14 protein-coding genes are annotated in these 17,896 nt (G+C 60.7%); 2 read left to right on the top strand and 12 right to left on the bottom strand.

The features are described 5' to 3' along the window. Position 1 precedes the first annotated feature (1 nt). The 12 genes from EV561_RS17875 to EV561_RS17820 all read right to left on the bottom strand — a co-directional run bounded on the left by EV561_RS17875 (position 2) and on the right by EV561_RS17820 (position 15,276). Positions 2-217: a hypothetical protein gene (locus tag EV561_RS17875; protein WP_132523644.1), complete on the bottom strand. Its 216-nt coding sequence runs from the start codon at positions 215-217 to the stop codon at positions 2-4. Then, positions 214-1,167: a carbohydrate ABC transporter permease gene (locus EV561_RS17870; RefSeq protein ID WP_132523643.1), complete on the bottom strand. Its 954-nt coding sequence runs from the start codon at positions 1,165-1,167 to the stop codon at positions 214-216. Before EV561_RS17870 ends, EV561_RS17875 begins: the two co-directional genes overlap by 4 nt. After that, positions 1,164-2,132, bottom strand: a complete 969-nt coding sequence (locus tag EV561_RS17865; protein WP_188079995.1) for a sugar ABC transporter permease — start codon at positions 2,130-2,132, stop codon at positions 1,164-1,166. Before EV561_RS17865 ends, EV561_RS17870 begins: the two co-directional genes overlap by 4 nt. 101 nt (positions 2,133-2,233) lie before the next feature. Beyond that, positions 2,234-3,559 (bottom strand): ABC transporter substrate-binding protein, encoded by a 1,326-nt coding sequence (locus tag EV561_RS17860; RefSeq protein WP_132523641.1) that lies wholly within the window; start codon positions 3,557-3,559, stop codon positions 2,234-2,236. Positions 3,560-3,888: 329 nt separating this feature from the next. Continuing rightward, the gene (locus EV561_RS17855) at positions 3,889-4,884 is read right to left on the bottom strand and encodes an alpha/beta hydrolase (RefSeq protein ID WP_165927841.1); all 996 of its coding nucleotides are present in this window, start codon (positions 4,882-4,884) and stop codon (positions 3,889-3,891) included. 146 nt (positions 4,885-5,030) lie between these two features. Beyond that, positions 5,031-7,832 carry a LuxR family transcriptional regulator gene (locus EV561_RS17850; protein WP_132523639.1) on the bottom strand — a complete coding sequence of 934 codons (2,802 nt, stop codon included), beginning with the start codon at positions 7,830-7,832 and terminating at the stop codon, positions 5,031-5,033. A gap of 405 nt (positions 7,833-8,237) precedes the next feature. Beyond that, a complete protein-coding gene (locus tag EV561_RS17845) occupies positions 8,238-9,113 on the bottom strand; it encodes an NAD(P)H-binding protein (RefSeq protein WP_132523638.1) in 876 nt (291 codons plus the stop codon). Between the two features lie 63 nt (positions 9,114-9,176). Further along, positions 9,177-10,073 carry an AraC family transcriptional regulator gene (locus tag EV561_RS17840; RefSeq protein WP_132523637.1) on the bottom strand — a complete coding sequence of 299 codons (897 nt, stop codon included), beginning with the start codon at positions 10,071-10,073 and terminating at the stop codon, positions 9,177-9,179. An 85-nt stretch (positions 10,074-10,158) separates the two neighbouring features. Beyond that, complete coding sequence (locus EV561_RS17835) at positions 10,159-11,229, bottom strand: LLM class flavin-dependent oxidoreductase (protein WP_132523636.1); 1,071 nt, start codon at positions 11,227-11,229, stop codon at positions 10,159-10,161. A 101-nt stretch (positions 11,230-11,330) separates the two neighbouring features. Continuing rightward, on the bottom strand, positions 11,331-12,722 hold the full coding sequence (locus EV561_RS17830) for an LLM class flavin-dependent oxidoreductase (RefSeq protein WP_132523635.1): 1,392 nt from the start codon (positions 12,720-12,722) through the stop codon (positions 11,331-11,333). Positions 12,723-12,739: 17 nt separating this feature from the next. Next, positions 12,740-13,795 (bottom strand): ABC transporter permease, encoded by a 1,056-nt coding sequence (locus EV561_RS17825; RefSeq protein ID WP_132523634.1) that lies wholly within the window; start codon positions 13,793-13,795, stop codon positions 12,740-12,742. Beyond that, complete coding sequence (locus EV561_RS17820; RefSeq protein WP_132523633.1) at positions 13,792-15,276, bottom strand: sugar ABC transporter ATP-binding protein; 1,485 nt, start codon at positions 15,274-15,276, stop codon at positions 13,792-13,794. The genes EV561_RS17825 and EV561_RS17820 overlap by 4 nt, the downstream gene beginning before the upstream one ends. 232 nt (positions 15,277-15,508) lie before the next feature. Here EV561_RS17820 and EV561_RS17815 point away from each other — a divergent pair, with 232 nt between their 5' ends. After that, on the top strand, positions 15,509-16,555 hold the full coding sequence (locus tag EV561_RS17815) for a substrate-binding domain-containing protein (RefSeq protein ID WP_132523632.1): 1,047 nt from the start codon (positions 15,509-15,511) through the stop codon (positions 16,553-16,555). Between the two features lie 76 nt (positions 16,556-16,631). Next, a complete protein-coding gene (locus EV561_RS17810) occupies positions 16,632-17,840 on the top strand; it encodes an acyl-CoA dehydrogenase family protein (RefSeq protein WP_132523631.1) in 1,209 nt (402 codons plus the stop codon). The last annotated feature ends 56 nt before the right edge of the window (positions 17,841-17,896 follow it).

The raw sequence follows: 17,896 nt of genomic DNA, 5'->3' as shown, positions 1-17,896 counted from the left end.
CTCACTCCGGAAACTTCGAGACGATGATGAACATGGCCGTGCCCGCAAGCAGGGTCACCAGTGAGTAGGTGTAGAGCGCCAGCAGAAACGGCTGGAAGAGCATGAGGAAGCCGATCGCAATCAGCGTGGTTGCGATGTTCTCCATCGGGCCACGACGCAGGAAGAAGGGGCGCTTCGGGCGGGTAGGTGGGCGCGGTGTTTCGATGAGATGCGTCATTTGCGAACCGCTCCGAAAGTGATGCCACGCAAGAGCTGCTTGCGCAGGAGAATGGTGAAGACGAGGATCGGGATCAGGAAGATCGTCGTTCCCGCAGCGACTGCCGGCCAGTCCTGTCCGCCTTCCCCGATGATGGTCGGGATGAAGGGCGGCGCCGTCTGGGCCTCACCCGAGGTCAGCAATGCTGCGAAGGCATATTCGTTCCAGGCAAAGATCAGGCAGAAGATCGCGGTTGCGGCGATGCCGGTCGTCGCCTGCGGCAGGACGACTTTCCAGAAGGCCTGCATCCGGGTGTAGCCGTCGATCATCGCGGCTTCCTCGTATTCCCGCGGGATCTCGTCGATGAAACCCTTGAGCAGCCAGACCGCTAGCGAGACGTTGACCGCGGTGTAAAGCAGGATCATCCCGACGGCAGTGTCGGAAAGACCGAGCTCGCGATACATCAGATAGATCGGGATTGCGACCGCGATCGGCGGCATCATGCGCGTCGACAGAATGAAGAACAGAAGATCGTCGGCAAGCGGTACCCTGAAGCGGGAGAAGCCGTAGGCCGCGAGCGTCCCCAGCGAGACGGCAAGGAAGGTCGAGCCGAAGGCAATCACCAGCGAATTGGCAAAGCGCGGCAGGAAATTCGAGGGGCCGGCAATCACCATGTTTCGCTTGCGCGTGACCTCGTCGCAGGTGCCGCTTGGTGCGGGCAGCGCCGCGATATATTCTGGCGTCTGGCGCGTTCTCGTCGTCAGAAGGTTGCAATAGCCTTCCAGCGTCGGCGTAAAGACGATTTTCGGAGGATAACTGATGGAGTCAGGCGGAGATTTGATACTCGTCAAAAAAATCCAGATGAGTGGGATCATCGTGATCAGGGCGTAGAGGATCACGATGGCGCCAGCGATGCGCTTGCTGGTCGGGCTCGGCTCGACGACCGAATGGGCTGAGGTGACGGAGCTCATCGTTGCTTCACCTTGTTGAGCGCTTTGACATAGATGTTCGCAAGGCCGAAGACGGCGACGAAGAGGACGATGGCGAATGCCGACGCCCGTCCGGTCGCCCAGCTCTCGAAGGCGGCGCGCTTCAAGGTGATGGAGGCAACCTCCGTGGTCGAGCCCGGACCGCCGCCCGTCAACAGGGTGACCATGTCGAACATCTTGAAATTTTCGATGCCGCGGAACAGCACGGCGAGCATGATGAAGGGCAGGGCCATCGGCACGGTGATCGACCAGAATTGCCGCCATGCGGAGGCGCGGTCGACCTCCGCGGCCTCATAGATGTAGTCGGGGATGGAACGCAGACCCGCCAGGCAGATCAGCATGACGTAGGGCGTCCACATCCAGGTGTCGACGATGATGATTGCCCAGGGTGCCAGCGAGACGCTGCCGAGCATCTGGATGTCGGCTGTCGGAATTCCGGTGACGAGCGAAACGGCGTAGGCGAAGAGACCGATCTGCGGTTCGTAAAGAAAGCGCCAGAAGTTGCCGACGACAGCCGGCGACAGCATCATCGGGATCAGGATCAGCGTCGTCCAGAATGCATGGCCGCGAAACTTGCGGTCGATGAGATAAGCGAGCGTAAAGCCGATCACCGTCTGCAGCAGGATCGTCCAGAACACGAAGTGCGCCGTCGTCTGCATGGCCTGCCAGATATCGGGGTCGGTCAGAACGCGCTCGTAATTGCTCAAACCTACATTCTGAACCGGCGCATTTGGGCGGTTGGCACGGTAGTTCGTGAACGAGAGGTAGATCGCCCAGATGAGCGGGAAAATGTTGATGGCGAGAAGAAGGATGATGGTTGGGGCGATAAACACCCAGGCGATCGCTCGATCTGACAGGCCGCGGACGCGATGAGCGACCGATGTGGGCGTCGCCCTTGCCGTGGCGTCTGCTGCCTTCTCGACCATGGAAGAAGAGGAAATGTTCAAGATGTCACCCGGTCTTTGCGTATGTGAGACAGGTGGCGGCCCGGCAGTCTTGGCGATTCGGGCCGCCATTCTGGCAAGGATGCGGTGCGTCCAGCCGGACACTATATCTTGCCGTCGTCCTTGAAGACCTCAGTCCAATCCTTCACCAGGCCGTCGAGCGCCTCCTTGGCGGTGCCGTTGCCGGCCACGACATAGTTATGGACACGCTTCTGCATATCCTGGAGAAGGGTTGCGTAGCTCGGCTCGGCCCAGAAATCCTTCACGATTGCCATCGAGTCGAGGAATGCCTGGGCGTAGGGCTGACTGGATGCAAAGTCCGGGGCGTTCACGACTGATTTCAGGCAGGAATAGCCGCCGAGTTTCCACCATTTGGCCTGGACGTCAGGCTGGGCGAACCACTTGATGTATTGCAGTGCGGCGTCCTTCTTGTCGGAATAGGAGACAACAGAGATGCCCTGTCCGCCAAGCTGGGCGAAATGCTTCTTTTCAGCCGGGTTGGGGAAGAAGCCGATCCTGTCGCCGCCGACCTTCTCATCCTTGTAGAGACCGGGCCAAGTGAATGCGAAGTTCATCTGCATCGCGACCTGGCCGGATTTGAAGGCATCCGCGGATTCCACCATGTAGACGTTGGAACTGCCGGGCGGGGTGCAGCAATCATAGAGCGATTTGTAGAATTCCAGACCTTTCACCGCATCAGGAGAATTGACGAAGCCATTCATTTCATAAGGCTTGTCAGGGTTGTCGTACTGGAAGCCCCAGTCGTACAGCACGTTCGTCACACCCATGGTGATGCCTTCAGAGCCGCGCTCGGTGTAGATCGAAGCGCCGTAGACGGTCTTGCCGTCGATTTGGCGCTTCTGGAAGAATTCGGCTATCTGCTTCAGCTCATCATAGGTCTTCGGAGCAGCGAGATCTCGACCATACTTCTCCTTGAATTCCTTCTTCAGTTCCGGCCGCTCGAACCAGTCCTTGCGGTAGGTCCAGCCAACCACGTCGCCCATGGCTGGCAGCGCCCAGTAATTCGGCGTGTTCTTTGGCCATTCCGAATAGCCAACCACTGTCGCCGGCACGAAGTCATCCATCTTGATGCCTTCCTTGTCGAAGAAGTCGTTCAGCTTGACGTACTGGCCGTTCTCTGCCGCGCCACCGATCCACTGGCTGTCGCCGATGATCAGGTCGCAGAGTTTTCCATGTGAGTTCAACTCGTTGAGGAAACGATCCGCGTAGCTCGTCCACGGGACAAACTCGAATTTCATTTCCGTTCCGGTCTTGGCGGTGAAGTCTTTCGACAGCTCGACGAGTGCGTTTGCAGGATCCCAGGCGGCCCAGCACAGCGTCAATTGATCGGCTTTTGCGATATTGGGCAGCGCCAACGACATCATAAACGCCGAGGCCAGCCCGAGAAGGGCTTTCAATGTCTTCTGCATGAGTTCCTCCCAGAACCAAAGGCCGGCTCCCCGCCGACCACGCAAGTCCACCAATGTCAGAGAATGCCTACATGAACTCCTCAACTCTCATGTTTAGCAATGTGTTTAGTGATATCCATTTTTATAAACATTGCAAGCGGCAATCGTTGTTGCGCTGCACACGGATACCGCGTGGACTTTCTTTGGCCGTGTCGCCGTTACAGAGGTGACGGAGATGTTGCCTGGCTTGGGGAATGGTTGGCTGAGCAAACGGCGGCAACGTTCCAGCAACGGGTTACCGGTCTTGCTCGGCGACGCGGCGACAGGAGCGCGCCGCGTCGCCGCATCAATCAATGCGTTGCCGGTTCGAGATACCGACGCAGATTGTCATTGATCTGTTCGATCGCTGCCTCTGTTGAAGGTACGTTGCGGATAGCGTTCAACAGCACGAAGTCATGGATCGTGCCGTTATATCGGGCCGCGGCGACGGTCACGCCGGCTTCCTTAAGCTTCCGGGCATAAGCCTCGCCCTCGTCGCGCAGCGGATCGTTCTCGGCGGTGATAACGAGTGCCGGCGGCAGGCCCCTGAGCTGGTCTATGCTGGCGCGCAGCGGCGATACATAGGGGTTGTCGCGGGTCTTGGCATCAGGCGCGTAGAGATCCCAGCCATATTTCATGAATGCCCGTGCCAGGAAGCGATCCTCGCCATATTCATGATAGGAGCCGGTATCGACGCTCGCGTCGGTCGCGGGGATAAGAAGAGCCTGGAAGCTGATCTTCGGGCCACCACGGTCCTTGGCCATGATCGTCAGGGCTGCGGCCATGTTGCCACCCACGGAATTGCCAGCGACGGCGATCCGACTACCATCTGCGCCGAACTCGTCGGCGTGAGCCGCCACCCATTTCAACGCGGCATAGGATTGATCGAGCTGTGTCGGGAAGCGTGCTTCAGGCAGGGACGTATACTCGACGAAGACGCCGACCTGGCCTGAGCCGACCACCAGATCGCGCAGCAGACGCTGATGGTTTTGAAAATTGCCGACGATCCAGACGCCACCGTGAATGAAAAGCAGCACGCCGAGCTTGCCGGTGATGTGCTCGGGCTTCATGATGTAGATCTTCACGGTCTGACCATCCTGGGTGATGGTCTGCTCGGTTGTGGTCACCCCAGAGACATCGACTGGGGTAGCGTTCTGAAGACCGGTCAGGATATCCTGAGGCTTCGGCTGAGGCAGTTTCCAGAACGGGCTCGGATCCTTGTTGATCTCGGCAAGGAAGGAGCGAACCTGGGGGTCGATCCGAGGGTCGGTAGCCGCGGCCGGGGCCGCATGAGCAGGTTGGGTCATAAGGACTACTCCAAGACTGAGGGTTGCGAGTGAGGACAGGAGTTTCACGGTCTTTCTCCCCGAGAAGGTTGCATGCCCCATCATCGGTAGCCCCAACGGGGAAGCTGCCGCTTCTGTCAAATGACCAGTCTGATGACCGGTGGTGTTCAGCGTTCAGGATGAATTATGCTGGCAAGAACGGGTCGCAAGCCGGACCGCGACGTGACGCCGGTCTTCGAAAAGATCTTGTGCAAATGGTAGCCGACGGTTCTGTGAGATAGAAAAAGTCTGGCGCCGATCTCCTTGTTGGAGAGGCCGTCGGCAGCGAGTTGCGCGATATGCAGTTCTTGTGGTGTCAGCTTTTCCCACATATACTCGCTGCGCCGGCGGCTGGATTCGCCAGAAGCACGCAATTCCTCTCGCGCGCGGTCGCCCCAGGGCGAAGCGTCAAGCGCATCGAAAATATCGCGACACTCACGCAGTGGAGCCCGTGCATCGGTGGATCTGCGTTGCCGGCGCAGCCACCCCCCATAGGCGAGAAGAAGGCGCCCTCGCAGGAAAGGAAATCTCACCGACGCGGGACCAAGGCCTGACAAGAAGAATTGCTCGGCATTCTCGGGGGCGGCAAGGAGAGCTCTGCCATAGTGCAACACCGTCTCTACCCATGGTACCGGCCTTGAAGCCGAGAGACGTTCGACCTCGTCAATGATATTTTGCGCCGCCTCGGCGTTGCCGGAAAAAACGGCGGCTTCCACAAAGTCGGCGATACCAAGAAACTCAATACCGGTAACAAATACCGCGTCGGCCGGCCCGAAGATTGGCTTCAGTTGCTCGTAGGCCTTCCAATGCTGGCCCGCTCCGATGGCCGAAACACCTCGTGAGATCTGCAGCAACACGCGCATATAATTGGCACCGACCGAAAGAAGTTGTCTATCGGCTTGCGCGGCATAGGCTTCTGATTGGTCCAGATTACCCTGCATTCCCACAAGCTTGGCTTTTACAATCGCCGCCCCTGCGATCCACAGAATCTCATTGGTCTCTTCGGCGAGGAGCGCGGATTCTTCAGCGTCCCTCATAGCGCCTATCCAGTTGCCGGTTTCCATTTCCGCCCAGCTTCGAGACAGGAGCACGCGTGTAAGCTCTCCAAGTCGTCCCTGAGCACGAAGGGTCGCAGTGAACTCGGCAAGAAGGCTTGTACCAAGATCGAATGCTCCAACGACATTGGGAATGGTTCCGAGGATGCGTGCAGTAGCAGGATCGCCTCTGGCAATTTCGGAAAGTCCCTGGAGCTCATTGTACACCTCGTGTCCTCGCCTAAGCGGTTCGACATAGGCGGATATCGCAATCAAGCGGGGATCAGCTTCAGGCAATTCCAGTCGATTTGCGGCATCGAGAACTCTTTTGCGGACTTCGTCGCTTGCACCGCTCCACCAACAGCGCTGCGCGGCGCGCCAAAGGAAATTCATTGCCAGATCTTTGGCGCCTTCCGATCGTGCCTGAGTGGCAAAGCCGATCAATGTGGAGACTTTCGCAGGATCATCCACCGCGGGGGACAGGCTAATCTCGCGACACCAACCAATTCGTACCGGCACAATCGTGTCCGACTGGTCGAAATCGACTTGGAGCAACAGACGATCCAGCAATTCTGGTTGTCCGAGATCGGCGGCGAGCTCGGCGGCGCGTAGGAAGCGGTCACTCCTGGCTCTTGTCGTGCTGCTTAACGCCGCCGCCTTTTCGAGAACCTCGATCGCCATGGCCACGGCACCTTTCCGCAGCGCGCGGGTCGCCATGGCGTCGTATTCGCTCGCAAGTTCGTCATCCGGTCCGATAGTCGCCGCGGCGCGGTGCCATAGATGACGATCCAACTGGTCACGAACGATCGTGGCAAGTGCTGCATGTATCCTTTGCCGCGTTGCCAGATCCGCCGCCTGATGCATCGCTGAACGCACGAGCGGATGCCGAAACCGCACCTCCCCTTCGTCGATGTCGATCAGCTTGGCGGCAATTGCCGGCGTGAAAGCACCGACATCCACATGCCCGCCCAACACGGCTTCCCCGGCGGACAGGATTTCGTGGAGCGATGTCCCGTCGTTTTCCGCCGCCACGAAGAGCAGCATTCTGGTTGGGGCCGGAAGATCGGTCAGACGGGCCGAGAATGCACGTTCCAGGCGTTCCGTCAGCGGAAGCCACGTCGCATCTCGAGCGTCCTCCGCTCGCCTGTCACGAGGCAGTTCCAATAGGGCGAGCGGATTGCCCGACGCCTCTTTGAGAAACCGGCTGCGCAGATCAGCCGAAAGGTCCGGTGCGTGGGAATCCAGCAGACGCTCGGCATCGGCATCGCTGAGCCCCGAAAGCCGGAGTCGCAACGTGGAGGCATCGTCGAACAGACGGTTGAAACCCTCGCGCATGGCCACGAATAGAACGACGGGATCCGAACTCAACCTGCGCGAGATAAAGGCCAGCACCTCATAGGTCGCCTCGTCCAGCCACTGCGCATCGTCGGCTACAAGCAGGATTGGCTTTCGCGCAGCGCTTTCGGTCAGAAGGGAGAGCGTAGCCAGTGCCACGAGAAAAATGTCAGGCGTGGCCATGTCATCATGCATGCCGAAGGCGGCCAGCAGGGCAGATCGCTGACGAGGGACCAAGCCGACAGCCTCCTTCATCAGCGGACGGAGCGCCTGCTCCAGTGCTGCGAACGGCAGATGAACTTCGGCGAGGACGCCGGTCATGCTCAAGACCGTCATATCGCTCTCTCGCGCGCGATGCCTGGCCGCTTCGAGGAGTGCAGACTTGCCTATCCCCGGCTCACCGCTGATGACAAGCGTCGATCCGCCCTCATGGATCCGGTCGATCACTTGATCAATCAGAACAATGTCTTGATCTCGACCTTGGAGCTTCGCCGGAGAAACTGCGACACTCTTTTGCTGCTTCCGCCGCGGCGATTGCGTCTTGTTCGACTGCTTGGCCATCAATCTACCCTTGGTCACTTGCTCCGCGTCGAAGATGAGGGCGTCAAAGACATGCCAACGGATCGAAGCCTGTGCCACGGTTCAGCGGCCCTCGAAGCTTCGCCTTATTACTATAGCGTGCCATTCACGGACACGTCCGTAAAGCCGCTTCCATTTGTGAAGATGTTCCTGGTCGAACGCGCCAGTATCGCGTTGGAATTCGCGTTGCACCCGCGTCTGGCGCTGGCGCGATCTGTTATTCACGTCTGTCGCTATGGTGGGCGCAATATTTCCTATGTGACGCGGCCGAATGCGAGAACGGACGAATGCGAGAACGGACGCCAGAAGACGTCCGCTCATGATCTATTCGTCAGCGATGCTGGGCAGGCCGATGCGAAGCCGATGAGGTGTTCTGACCGCTGATCGTCAGCGCGTGGAGACAAGGGACCGCAGCGCGTCAATCGGTTCTGTGGTACCGTAGCGAATCTCGCCCACATTCGGCTCGACGTCGATGAGCCCCCTGTTATGAACGTCATAAAGCTCGGTCATCAGCCCGACGGTGCCCGGCTTCATGATGCGCCCCAGGCTTTCTTCCCATTGCGCGCGGGGCGTTGCCTCCGCAATGACAGGGCGGCCAAGGACGTTGCCGATGGCTGCAGCGACATCTGCGGCGCTGTATCGGCGTGGTCCCTCGACGTGGACGATCTGCTCGGCGGCCCCGATATCGGGACGAAGCAGGAGGTCGGCGGCAACGAGGCCGACCTCCTGCGCCGAGACGGTGGGGAATAGCCTGTTCACGGGAGCAATCAGGCTCGGGAGAACACCGGTAGCCGCTGCTACAGGCGCGACGCGACCCCAATTTTCCATATGCTCGGCCGATCGCACGAATATCTTGCGCCCGGCAAGCCGGCGAAGGCGCTCTTCCAGCTCGAAGAAGAGTGAAGGAATGCCGAAGCCTCTACCGAGATGGGCGCCGTAGTCTGAAATAGCGAGCACGACCGTCGGCCGGGTTTCCTCCAACGCCGTGGCGACGCTTTCGATGGACCGGCGCAGGTCGGCGCCCATGTCTTCGGCCTGCGGCTGGGGCGGGAGAATGACCTGTACGGTCTTCGCCCCGGCTATTGCCTTGGCAAGCGTTGCGGCATCCTGAATATCGGCAAAGGCGACATCGCAGCCGATTGTGCTCAAACGGTCAGCCTTTGCCGCATCGCGCAGAATGGCGCGCACCGGCATACCTCTTTCCCGCAGCGCCTTGGAGGTCTGATAGCCAATCTTTCCGGCGGCTCCGAGGATTGCAAACATGGTCGTTCTCCTTGCTGATATCGAGCAAGGACTAGAGGCCGATGCCGAGGCGGTCGCGCAGATTCAGACCGGTCTTTGCAGCTTCGGACGGAATTCACTCGCCTGTCGCAGGATTTCGCCGGGTGTCTGGCCGGTGAACCGGCGCAATGTCGTCGTCATATGGCTCTGATGGGCGAAGCCTGCAGCAAGCGCGATCTCGCTTGCCGGCATCGATGTCGTCGTCATCAGGGCCAGGGCATATTCGACGCGGCGGCGGATGACATATTGATGCACGGGAACGCCGGTGCTGTTGCGAAACAGCGTCTTCAGGCGCGTGACGCTGACGCCGGCAAGGGCGGCCAGATCGGCGAGATGAAGCTTCTGTTCCAGATGGGTCTCGATAAATTCCGTCAGCATCCGCAGCTGTCGAGGCGATAGTTTAGGTTCGGTGCGGCTTTCGGGCGTTACCGAAGCGCCGCTCGCAGTCTCGATCAAGCGGATCGCGAGCGCATTGGCGAGAAGGTCGATATAGAGCGGGTCGGATGGTGTATCGGCCTCCAGATCCGCCTTGATCGCTCGGCAGATTGCCTCAATCCCGGCGTCTCGCAGCTGAAACTTTGGCTGCAACTCGATCTTGCCAACGTCCCGCCCGAGCTCTCCGGCGACCTGGTCGAGCCGCGACGGATCCAGGCACACGCGCAGGATCCGGCAGTCCGCATCATCTTCCCACGAACCATCGACGCCTGCCGGAATGACGTCGATGTCACCCCACTTCTGCACGCGGCGCATGCGCCGGCCGTCGCATCGGCAATCGGCATTGACCGGCGGGCTGAAATGGATGCCCAGCCGATGCATATCGCTACCCTGGATATGGGACCGTCCGCGCGGAATATGCACGAATTCGGCCGATAGGCCGCTCCATGCCCTTCCGGCACTGGTCAGCAGGATTTGCGGTGAAATCTGCGGAGGCAAAATTGTCATGATCCGGCTCGGCGCTCGATTGCAGGACGAATGCTACGTCTCAATCGGCGCCTTGCCAACCGGGTTTCCCCGCGAAATTGAAAGCTCAGCGGCGCAGCAGCGGCAGTAGCTGATCACCCTGCCGCTTGCTCTCCGAAAGGTATGGCGTATCGGAAAGTATGAAATGGGTGATGCCGAGATCCTCGTATTTGCGCAGCGAACGAGCGACGTCGGCAGCCGACCCGACCAGCCATGTGGTGCCGGCGCCGCCGCCGCCGAATTTGCCTGGCGCGGTATAGAGATTGTCGTCGAGAACGTCGCCGCGCGCATGCAGATCGAGCAGTCGCTGCTGGCCGACGGCAACTGCATGACGGTGGTCGCTCCAGCCGGCACCCTCGGTCTCGGCCATGGCCGCGACCTTGGCCTCGGCGTCGGCCCAGGCCTGTTCGGTCGTGTCGCGAACGAGCGTGGTGATCCGCAATCCGAATTCCAGGGGCGGGAGGTCACGGTCGAGTTCCTTGCTCAGCGCCTTCAGATGCGCGATGCGATCCCGCACGCCGTCAAGCGGCTCGCCCCAGAAGAGCTGCACGTCGGCTTCGGTCGCCGCTACTCGCTCCGCCGCCGCCGAGGCGCCGCCAAAATAAAGCTTGGGATGCAGGCGGCCGTCGCGGATCTGGATACGCGGCGCCACGGTGGAATCGGTGACGCTGAAATGCTCGCCGGTGAAGGTGACCTTCTCTTCCGTCCACAGCCTGCGGACCAGCCGCATGAATTCCTTGGTGCGGGCATAGCGATGTGCCTGGTCGCCCTCGCTGTCGCCATAGGCGGCAAGGCTGTCGAGCCCCGAGACCACGTTTACCTTGACGCGGCCGCCGGAGAGATAATCGAGCGTAGCCGCCGAGGAAGCGAAATTGGCCGGGCGCCAATAGCCGGGACGGACTGCGATCAGCGGCTGGAAGGTTTTCGTTCGCGCAGCAAGCACCGCCGCCAAAGTGAAGGTGTCGGGTCGTCCCCATCCGGTGCCGATGAGCGCACCGTTCCAGCCGTGATCCTCGAGTGCCGCCGCCTGGGCAGTCAGCGCCTCCAGGCTATTGTGGTTCTCGACAGCGGCATCGCCGCGATGGCCCGCCTTCGTGTCGTTGGGGATGTACCAGAGAAATTCGGAATTGCTGCTCATGCGATGGGCCTGTCGTTTAACGTGATATGAAAATTGCTTCGCCAATTAAGTATCGGCGTTGACAATAGCTTCAAGCGGGAATGTTGCGGCATGACGCCGCCCTATTCGGCGGATTGGGCAAATGCCCGCGGAAGGTCGCGATAAGCGGCACCCGGATGTGGTGCGACGAGCCGGGGTCCAGAGCCACCCAGCTTTTCGCGCAGGGTCCCCGGACGGTATTCCGTCTTGTAGACGCCACGCCTTTGCAGCTCCGGTACCAGAAGATCCACTGCATCCTCGAAACTCTCCGGCGTTACGGCGTAGGCGAGGTTGAAGCCGTCGACGTCCGTATCCTCGACCCACTCCTGCATCAGGTCCGCGACCGTGGAAGGCGAGCCGACGAATACCGGGCCGAAGCCGCCGACGCCCACCCAGTCGGCCATTTCGCGCACCGTCCATTCCTTGTCCGGATCGATCGTCGTGAAGGTTTCGACAGCCGATTGAACGGCATTGGTATGCCGGTGACGCAGCACTTCGTCAGGACCGAACTGGCCGAAATCGATGCCGGTCCAGCCGGAAATCAGCGTCAGCGCCCCTTCGAAGGATGCGTATTTGCGGTATTCGTTGAATTTGTGCTGCGCCTCCGCATCCGTTTCGCCGAGAACGACGGTCTGCAGGTTGAAGGCGAGAATTTCGCGCGGGTTGCGACCGAGCCGCTCGGCCGCGTGGCGGACATTGGCGACATAGCGCTTCAGGACGGCCTTGGAGGGCGCCGCAACAAAGATGTTTTCGGCATGCGCGCCGGCGAAATCCTTGCCGCGGCTGGAGGCGCCGGCCTGGTAGAGCACCGGCGTTCTTTGCGGCGAAGGCTCGCTCAGGTGAATGCCCGGCACCGTATAGTATTTGCCCGAGTGGCGGATCGGATGCACCTTTTGCGGATGGGTGAAGATGCCTTTCTCGCGGTCGCGCACGACCGCGTCGTCTTCCCAGCTGCCCTCCCAGAGCTTGTAGCAGACTTCCAGATATTCTTCGGCCAGATCGTAGCGATCGTCATGGTTCGTCTGGGCCGGCTGGCCGATATTAAGCGCGCCGCTGTTCAGGTATGAGGTCACGATATTCCAGCCGACGCGCCCCTTGGTCAGGTGATCCAGCGTCGAGAGCCGGCGGGCGAAGGTATAGGGATGTTCGAACGAAAGCGACGCGGTCAGTCCGAAGCCGAGATGCTCGGTCTCGTAGGCCATGGTCGGGATGACTTGCAGGGGGTCGTTGACCGGCACCTGTGCCGAGTGGCGAAGCGCTGCATCGGCATTGCCGTTCAGCACATCATAGACACCAAGCACGTCGGCAATGAAAAGGCCGTCGAATTTGCCGCGTTCCAGTGTCTTGGCCAGATGCACCCAGTAATCCAGGTCCTTATAGGTCCAGGACTTGTCGCGCGGATGGCGCCAGAGCCCGGGCGACTGATGTCCGACGCAATTCATGTCGAAGGCGTTCAGCCTGATTTCGCGGGTCATGTCTCTGTTCCTTGGATCTAGGGATTGCTGCGGCCGAGGCCGTAGGTCAGGGCCAGGGCTCCGACGAGCACGGCGCCCTTGACGAAATCCTGGGTGTAGTAGGGCGCGTTCAGCATGGTGAGGCCGTTGAGCAGCACGCCGACGAAGACGGCGCCGACGACCGTGCCGAGTACGTTCGGGCGGCGCAGGTTGAGGACGGCAAAGCCGATCAAGGCCGCGGCGACTGAATCCATCAGCAGCGAGCCGCCGGAGGAAACATCGCCGCGACCGACGCGGGCGGCAATGACGATGCCGCCAAGGGCCGCAAGCGTGCTGGAGATGACATAGGCAAGGGTCTTCAACCGTGTCGTGGAGGCTCCTGCCAACCGGGTTGCGACCTCGTTACCACCGGTCGCAAACAAAAGGCGGCCGATGCGGGTGCGCTCGGTGAGGATAAAAAGGACTATGGCAACCGCCACCGTCAGCACGACCGATACCGGCACAGTGCCGAAAATGCTGTAGCGGCCGATCAGCAGGAAGGCCGGATCATAGGCGCCGGTCGCCTTGGATCCATCCGGTAGAACGAGGCCGGCTGAGATCGAGCGGCCGGCCGTCGGGATCAGCTGCAGTCCCGACAGTAAGAACATCATCGCAAGCGTTGCCAGGAGATCCGGAACGCGCAGGCGGACGATGAGAAGCGCGTTGACGAGGCCGACCGCGGCGCCGAATGCGAGCACCAGTGGTACGGTTGCGAATGCATCGAGATGCCAGACGATCATCGCATAGCTGGCCGCCATGACGCTCGATGCCGCTACCGCGCCGATCGAAAGGTCGAAGCCACCCACGGCAAGCGTGACGGTGACGCCGGCGCCAAGGATGGCGACGACCGAAACCGCCTGCAGGATGCTCATCAGATTGCCGATATTGATGAAGGCCGGTTGTGCAATGGTGAAGCCGATCACCAGTACCGCAAGCAGCATGAAGACGGCGCCGGCCCGCAGGAAAGCGCCGAGGGCGGCGAGGCGGCTGTCCTCATTGCCGCTCCTGCGTACCTTGGCCGCCTTTGGAACTGCGTCGTCGTCGATCGTCGTCATGCTGGAATTCCCTGAATGGCTGAAAGCGAGATCGCTCCGCCCGCGACGGGCCGCAGCGTGTGGTGGTCCATGACCAGAATCCGGTCGGCCACTTCGTAGGCCTCTTCCGGATCGGATGTGGCAATCAGCGTTGCACGATCCTTCCGCGCCCGGATTGCCTGGATGATATCCTGGCGGGCGCCGACATCGACGCCTTGAAAGGGTTCGTCTAGCAGCAGCAGACGGCTCGGCTCCGCCTCCCAGCGTGCGATGACGGCCTTCTGCTGGTTGCCGCCGGAGAGCGTCCACACGGAGGCGAGGGGGCCGGCAGCTTTGATGCCGAGGCGAGCGATCGCCTGTTTCGCCTCACGCTGCTCGCGACCGCCGAAAAGGAAGCCATGCGGATACCATTTCGCCAGATGCGGCAGGCTGATGGTTGCGGCCAGCGAATTGCCCGGCCAGGCAGGTGGCATCAGCGAAGAACGATGGCGGTCTTCAGCGGCCATCGAGATTCCGGCGGCAATCGCCTCTGCCGGCGATCTTGGATGCAGCGGCTTTCCAGCGAGAAACATCGCGCCGCCGGCAAGTCGCCCGAGGCCGAAGATCGCCGAGAGCAGCCGGCTTTTTCCGGCGCCGAGCACGCCTGTGATGGCGACCACCTCGCCCTCGTGGAGCGTCAGATCGAAAGGTTCGCTCGCCGCAAGCAGCCGCGCGCCGCGCATCTCGAAGAGAGCCGGCCCGGCTGCCGGTCGCGCATCGGCGCGAGCGACATCCAATTTGCGGCCGATCATGGTTTCGATCGCTGCGGAAAAGTCGATCGGCCGGCTAAAGCCGCCAACCACGCGACCGCCACGCATGACCACCGCGCGGTCGGCAATGGCTTCGATATCGGCGGTGCGATGGGATATATAGAGGATTGCAAGCCCTTCGCTGCGAAGCCGTAAAAGGACTTCAAACAAGCGCCGGCATTCCTGGCTGGAAAGACTTGCCGTCGGTTCGTCCAGGATCAGCAATTCGGCCTGGTGAGCGAGCGCGCGGGTGATCGCAACGAGCTGGCGGTCCGCTGCGGTGAGATCCCCGAAGTCGCGGTCGAGCGGCAGGGAGATATCGACCGCATCAAGCATTGCCTGCGCCTCACGGCGAACACTGCGTTGCGAGATGAAGAAGGGCATGCCCCGATCGGCGAAGCGATTGAGAAGCAAGGCGTCGGCGACCGTCGATCCCGGAGCTCCGATGAGGTCCGTGGATTGATGCACGGTGACGACACCGGCACGCGCTGCCTCCGACGGGCTGTGCGGCTGGAATGCCCGACCGTTCAGTGTGATCGTGCCGCCATCGGCAACGATCACGCCCGAAAGTATCTTTACCAAAGTCGACTTGCCGGCACCATTTGCACCCATCAGCGCCACGATTTCGCCGCGCTCGATCATCAGTCCGGCGCCGGCGAGGGCACGCGTCGGGCCGAAACTGTGCGTCAGGTTGTCGATTTGAAGAAGTGGCATCCAGCGGCGTTCCGATGATTCAGAAGCCGGATATTGCCCCACCCAGCTGCGAAATCTCCAGGTACGCCTTTCCCGTCGAAGTCAGGGGGCCGGAACAAAGAATCTATCAATGCCGCTAAAATCGGATCATTTAATCTACTAAATTTATAGGGATTATATCTAATAAATTTACGTCGCCGGGAGCTGCCGAACCCATCAGACGACGTTTTGATTGATCAAGGGGATCGCGACGATGAAACCACTCGCACAGCTCGCTCTGTCTGCCGCTGTCATTCCATTCCTGCTCACGCAACAAGCCGTTGCCGGTGGTATTGCCGGTGCGCCCGCACCCTTTGACAAGGGCGGCGTCAAGGTTGCCCTGATCAGCTATATCTCGGCAGGCGATTTCTTCCAGGCCTACCAGGCCGGCGCCGAGGCGCAGGCAAAGTCGCTCGACATCGACCTTCGCGTGTTCCCTGGGCGGCAGGATGCCGCCGAGCAGCGCGAGCAGATCCTGCAGGCGATCAATCTTGGCGTATCCGGTATCGTTGTCGACCATGGCTTGCCTGAGTCGCTCGGCGATGTCGTGCAGCAGGGGCTCGATAAGGGCATCAAGGTCGTCGCCTTCGACGTCAATCTCAACAATCCCAAGATTCCGCAGGTCGAGCAGAGCGACCACGAAATTGCCGACCTCGCGCTCAAGCAAGCCGTCAAGGACAACGGCACCAAGTTCAACGCCGGCTATGTCTATGTCGCGGGCTTTGCTCCGCTCGACCGTCGCAACGAGATTTGGGACAAGTTCAGGGCTGAAAATGCCGGTGTCGTCGAAAAGGCACGTTTCGGCAATGTCAGCGACACGACAGCAACGACTACTGCCGACCAGGCAAAGGCTGCCCTGACGGCCAATCCCGATATCAGCGTCGTCTTTGCACCTTATGATGAGTTCGCCCGTGGGGTGAAGCTTGCCGCCGCCGACCTCGGTATTGCGAGCAAACTGAAGATCTATTCGGCCGACGTCTCGACGGCCGATATCCAGGAAATCACCGCTGACGGCAGCCCCTGGGTCGCAACGGTCGCCACCAATCCGGCCGTGGTTGGTGCCGTGTCGGTGCGCGCCGCGGCACTTCAGATCGCCGGACAGGATGTCCCGCACCAGATCACGGTGAAGCCGGCGCTTCTGACGCAGGAAGCGCTGCGGGCAGCCGGCGTCAAGACGATCGAGGATCTGGCGCAGAAAATCCCGGCCTTCAGTACGAGCGACGCCGCAACTGCGAGCTGGATTCCGGCCAAGGTTTTTTAAAAGTCAGCCGCATCGATTTTCCGATAGCGATCATGGGACCGCTGTCGGGCTCTTCCATAGAACCGGAGTTTCATCCATGAGCCTGTCCAACATCCTCTTCGCGACTAATCCGGGCACGACGCGCAGGGAGCTTTTCGCCAGTGCCGCGGAAATTTCGGCCGATCTTTCGAAGCGGGCAGCCGAGCTTGATCGCGACGGCCGCCCGCCGGTCGGCGAGATCATCAAGCTCAAGAAGGCTGGACTGCTGAACGCGCTACACTCGCGCGAGGTCGGCGGGGGCGGGCTGGACTGGGTGGATGGCCTGCGTCTGGTGCGCATTCTCGCGCAGGGCGAAAGCTCCGTCGGGCAACTCCTCGGCTACCATTTCGTCAACAGCCAATATATCTACTGGGCGCTAGATGCCGCCCGCGCCGATGCGCTCGGGGCAGAGACGGTTGCGCAAAACCTCTATTGGGGTGCCGCCGTCAATCCACGTGATCCGGGCCTGGTCCTGACGCGGCGGGGCAATGGATATGTGCTGAACGGCCGAAAGACCTTCTCTACGGCAGCGCATGTCTCGGATTATATCAACGCCAATGCGGTCCTGGACGACAAGATCGTCGGCTTTGTCATTCGCACCAATCGCCCCGGCTACGTCGCCAATGACGACTGGGACAATTTCGGCCAGCGTCTTTCGGACAGCGGTAGCGTCGAATTCCATGATTTTCCGGTGTATGCGGAGGATTTTGTCGGCCAGCCAACGGCAGCCGACGCATCGCCGCCGGTGCTTTCGACCTTCAATACGCCGCTGATCCAGCTGGTCTTCGTCAATTTCTATCTCGGCACGGCGGAAGGGGCGCTGAAGGCGGCCATCGACTATGTACGCTCGACGACCCGGCCCTGGGTCACGTCAGGCGTCGAGCGAGCCGCTGACGATCCCTACATTCTCGAACGCGTCGGAGAATTTTCGGCCTCGTTGAAGGCGGCTACGGCACTCGCCGACAGCGCAGCTCTTGCCGTTCAAATCGAACTTGCAAAAGGTCACTCCGTCACCGCCCGCGAACGAGGTGCTGCGGCGGCGGAAGCCTACGCTGCCAAGGTCCACGCGACCAACGTTTCGCTCGACATCACATCGCGTATCTTCGAGCTCACGGGCGCCCGCTCGACGGCGGACAAATATCGGTTCGATCGCTTCTGGCGCAATGTGCGCACGCATACGCTCCATGACCCGGTCTTCTACAAGGCCAAGGAAGTCGGTGACTTCGTTTTGAACGACAAGATCCCTGAAGTTAGCCTTTATAGCTGAGCACCGCGGCGGACGTCAGCGAAGGCCCCACGCCTGATCGCAGGCGTGGGGTTTTT

This window comes from Rhizobium sp. BK376, assembly GCF_004341625.1.
Taxonomy (GTDB): Bacteria; Pseudomonadota; Alphaproteobacteria; order Rhizobiales; family Rhizobiaceae; genus Rhizobium.
This window is presented reverse-complemented; position numbering and strand designations above follow the sequence as displayed.

Bases quoted from the DNA above. Each gene is read 5' to 3' on its own strand.
- EV561_RS17875 (WP_132523644.1), bottom strand. From the start codon at position 217: ATGACGCATCTCATCGAAACACCGCGCCCACCTACCCGCCCGAAGCGC.
- EV561_RS17870 (WP_132523643.1), bottom strand. From the start codon at position 1,167: ATGAGCTCCGTCACCTCAGCCCATTCGGTCGTCGAGCCGAGCCCGACC.
- EV561_RS17860 (WP_132523641.1), bottom strand. From the start codon at position 3,559: ATGCAGAAGACATTGAAAGCCCTTCTCGGGCTGGCCTCGGCGTTTATG.
- EV561_RS17855 (WP_165927841.1), bottom strand. From the start codon at position 4,884: ATGACCCAACCTGCTCATGCGGCCCCGGCCGCGGCTACCGACCCTCGG.
- EV561_RS17850 (WP_132523639.1), bottom strand. From the start codon at position 7,832: ATGGCCAAGCAGTCGAACAAGACGCAATCGCCGCGGCGGAAGCAGCAA.
- EV561_RS17845 (WP_132523638.1), bottom strand. From the start codon at position 9,113: ATGTTTGCAATCCTCGGAGCCGCCGGAAAGATTGGCTATCAGACCTCC.
- EV561_RS17840 (WP_132523637.1), bottom strand. From the start codon at position 10,073: ATGACAATTTTGCCTCCGCAGATTTCACCGCAAATCCTGCTGACCAGT.
- EV561_RS17835 (WP_132523636.1), bottom strand. From the start codon at position 11,229: ATGAGCAGCAATTCCGAATTTCTCTGGTACATCCCCAACGACACGAAG.
- EV561_RS17830 (WP_132523635.1), bottom strand. From the start codon at position 12,722: ATGACCCGCGAAATCAGGCTGAACGCCTTCGACATGAATTGCGTCGGA.
- EV561_RS17825 (WP_132523634.1), bottom strand. From the start codon at position 13,795: ATGACGACGATCGACGACGACGCAGTTCCAAAGGCGGCCAAGGTACGC.
- EV561_RS17820 (WP_132523633.1), bottom strand. From the start codon at position 15,276: ATGCCACTTCTTCAAATCGACAACCTGACGCACAGTTTCGGCCCGACG.
- EV561_RS17815 (WP_132523632.1), top strand. From the start codon at position 15,509: ATGAAACCACTCGCACAGCTCGCTCTGTCTGCCGCTGTCATTCCATTC.
- EV561_RS17810 (WP_132523631.1), top strand. From the start codon at position 16,632: ATGAGCCTGTCCAACATCCTCTTCGCGACTAATCCGGGCACGACGCGC.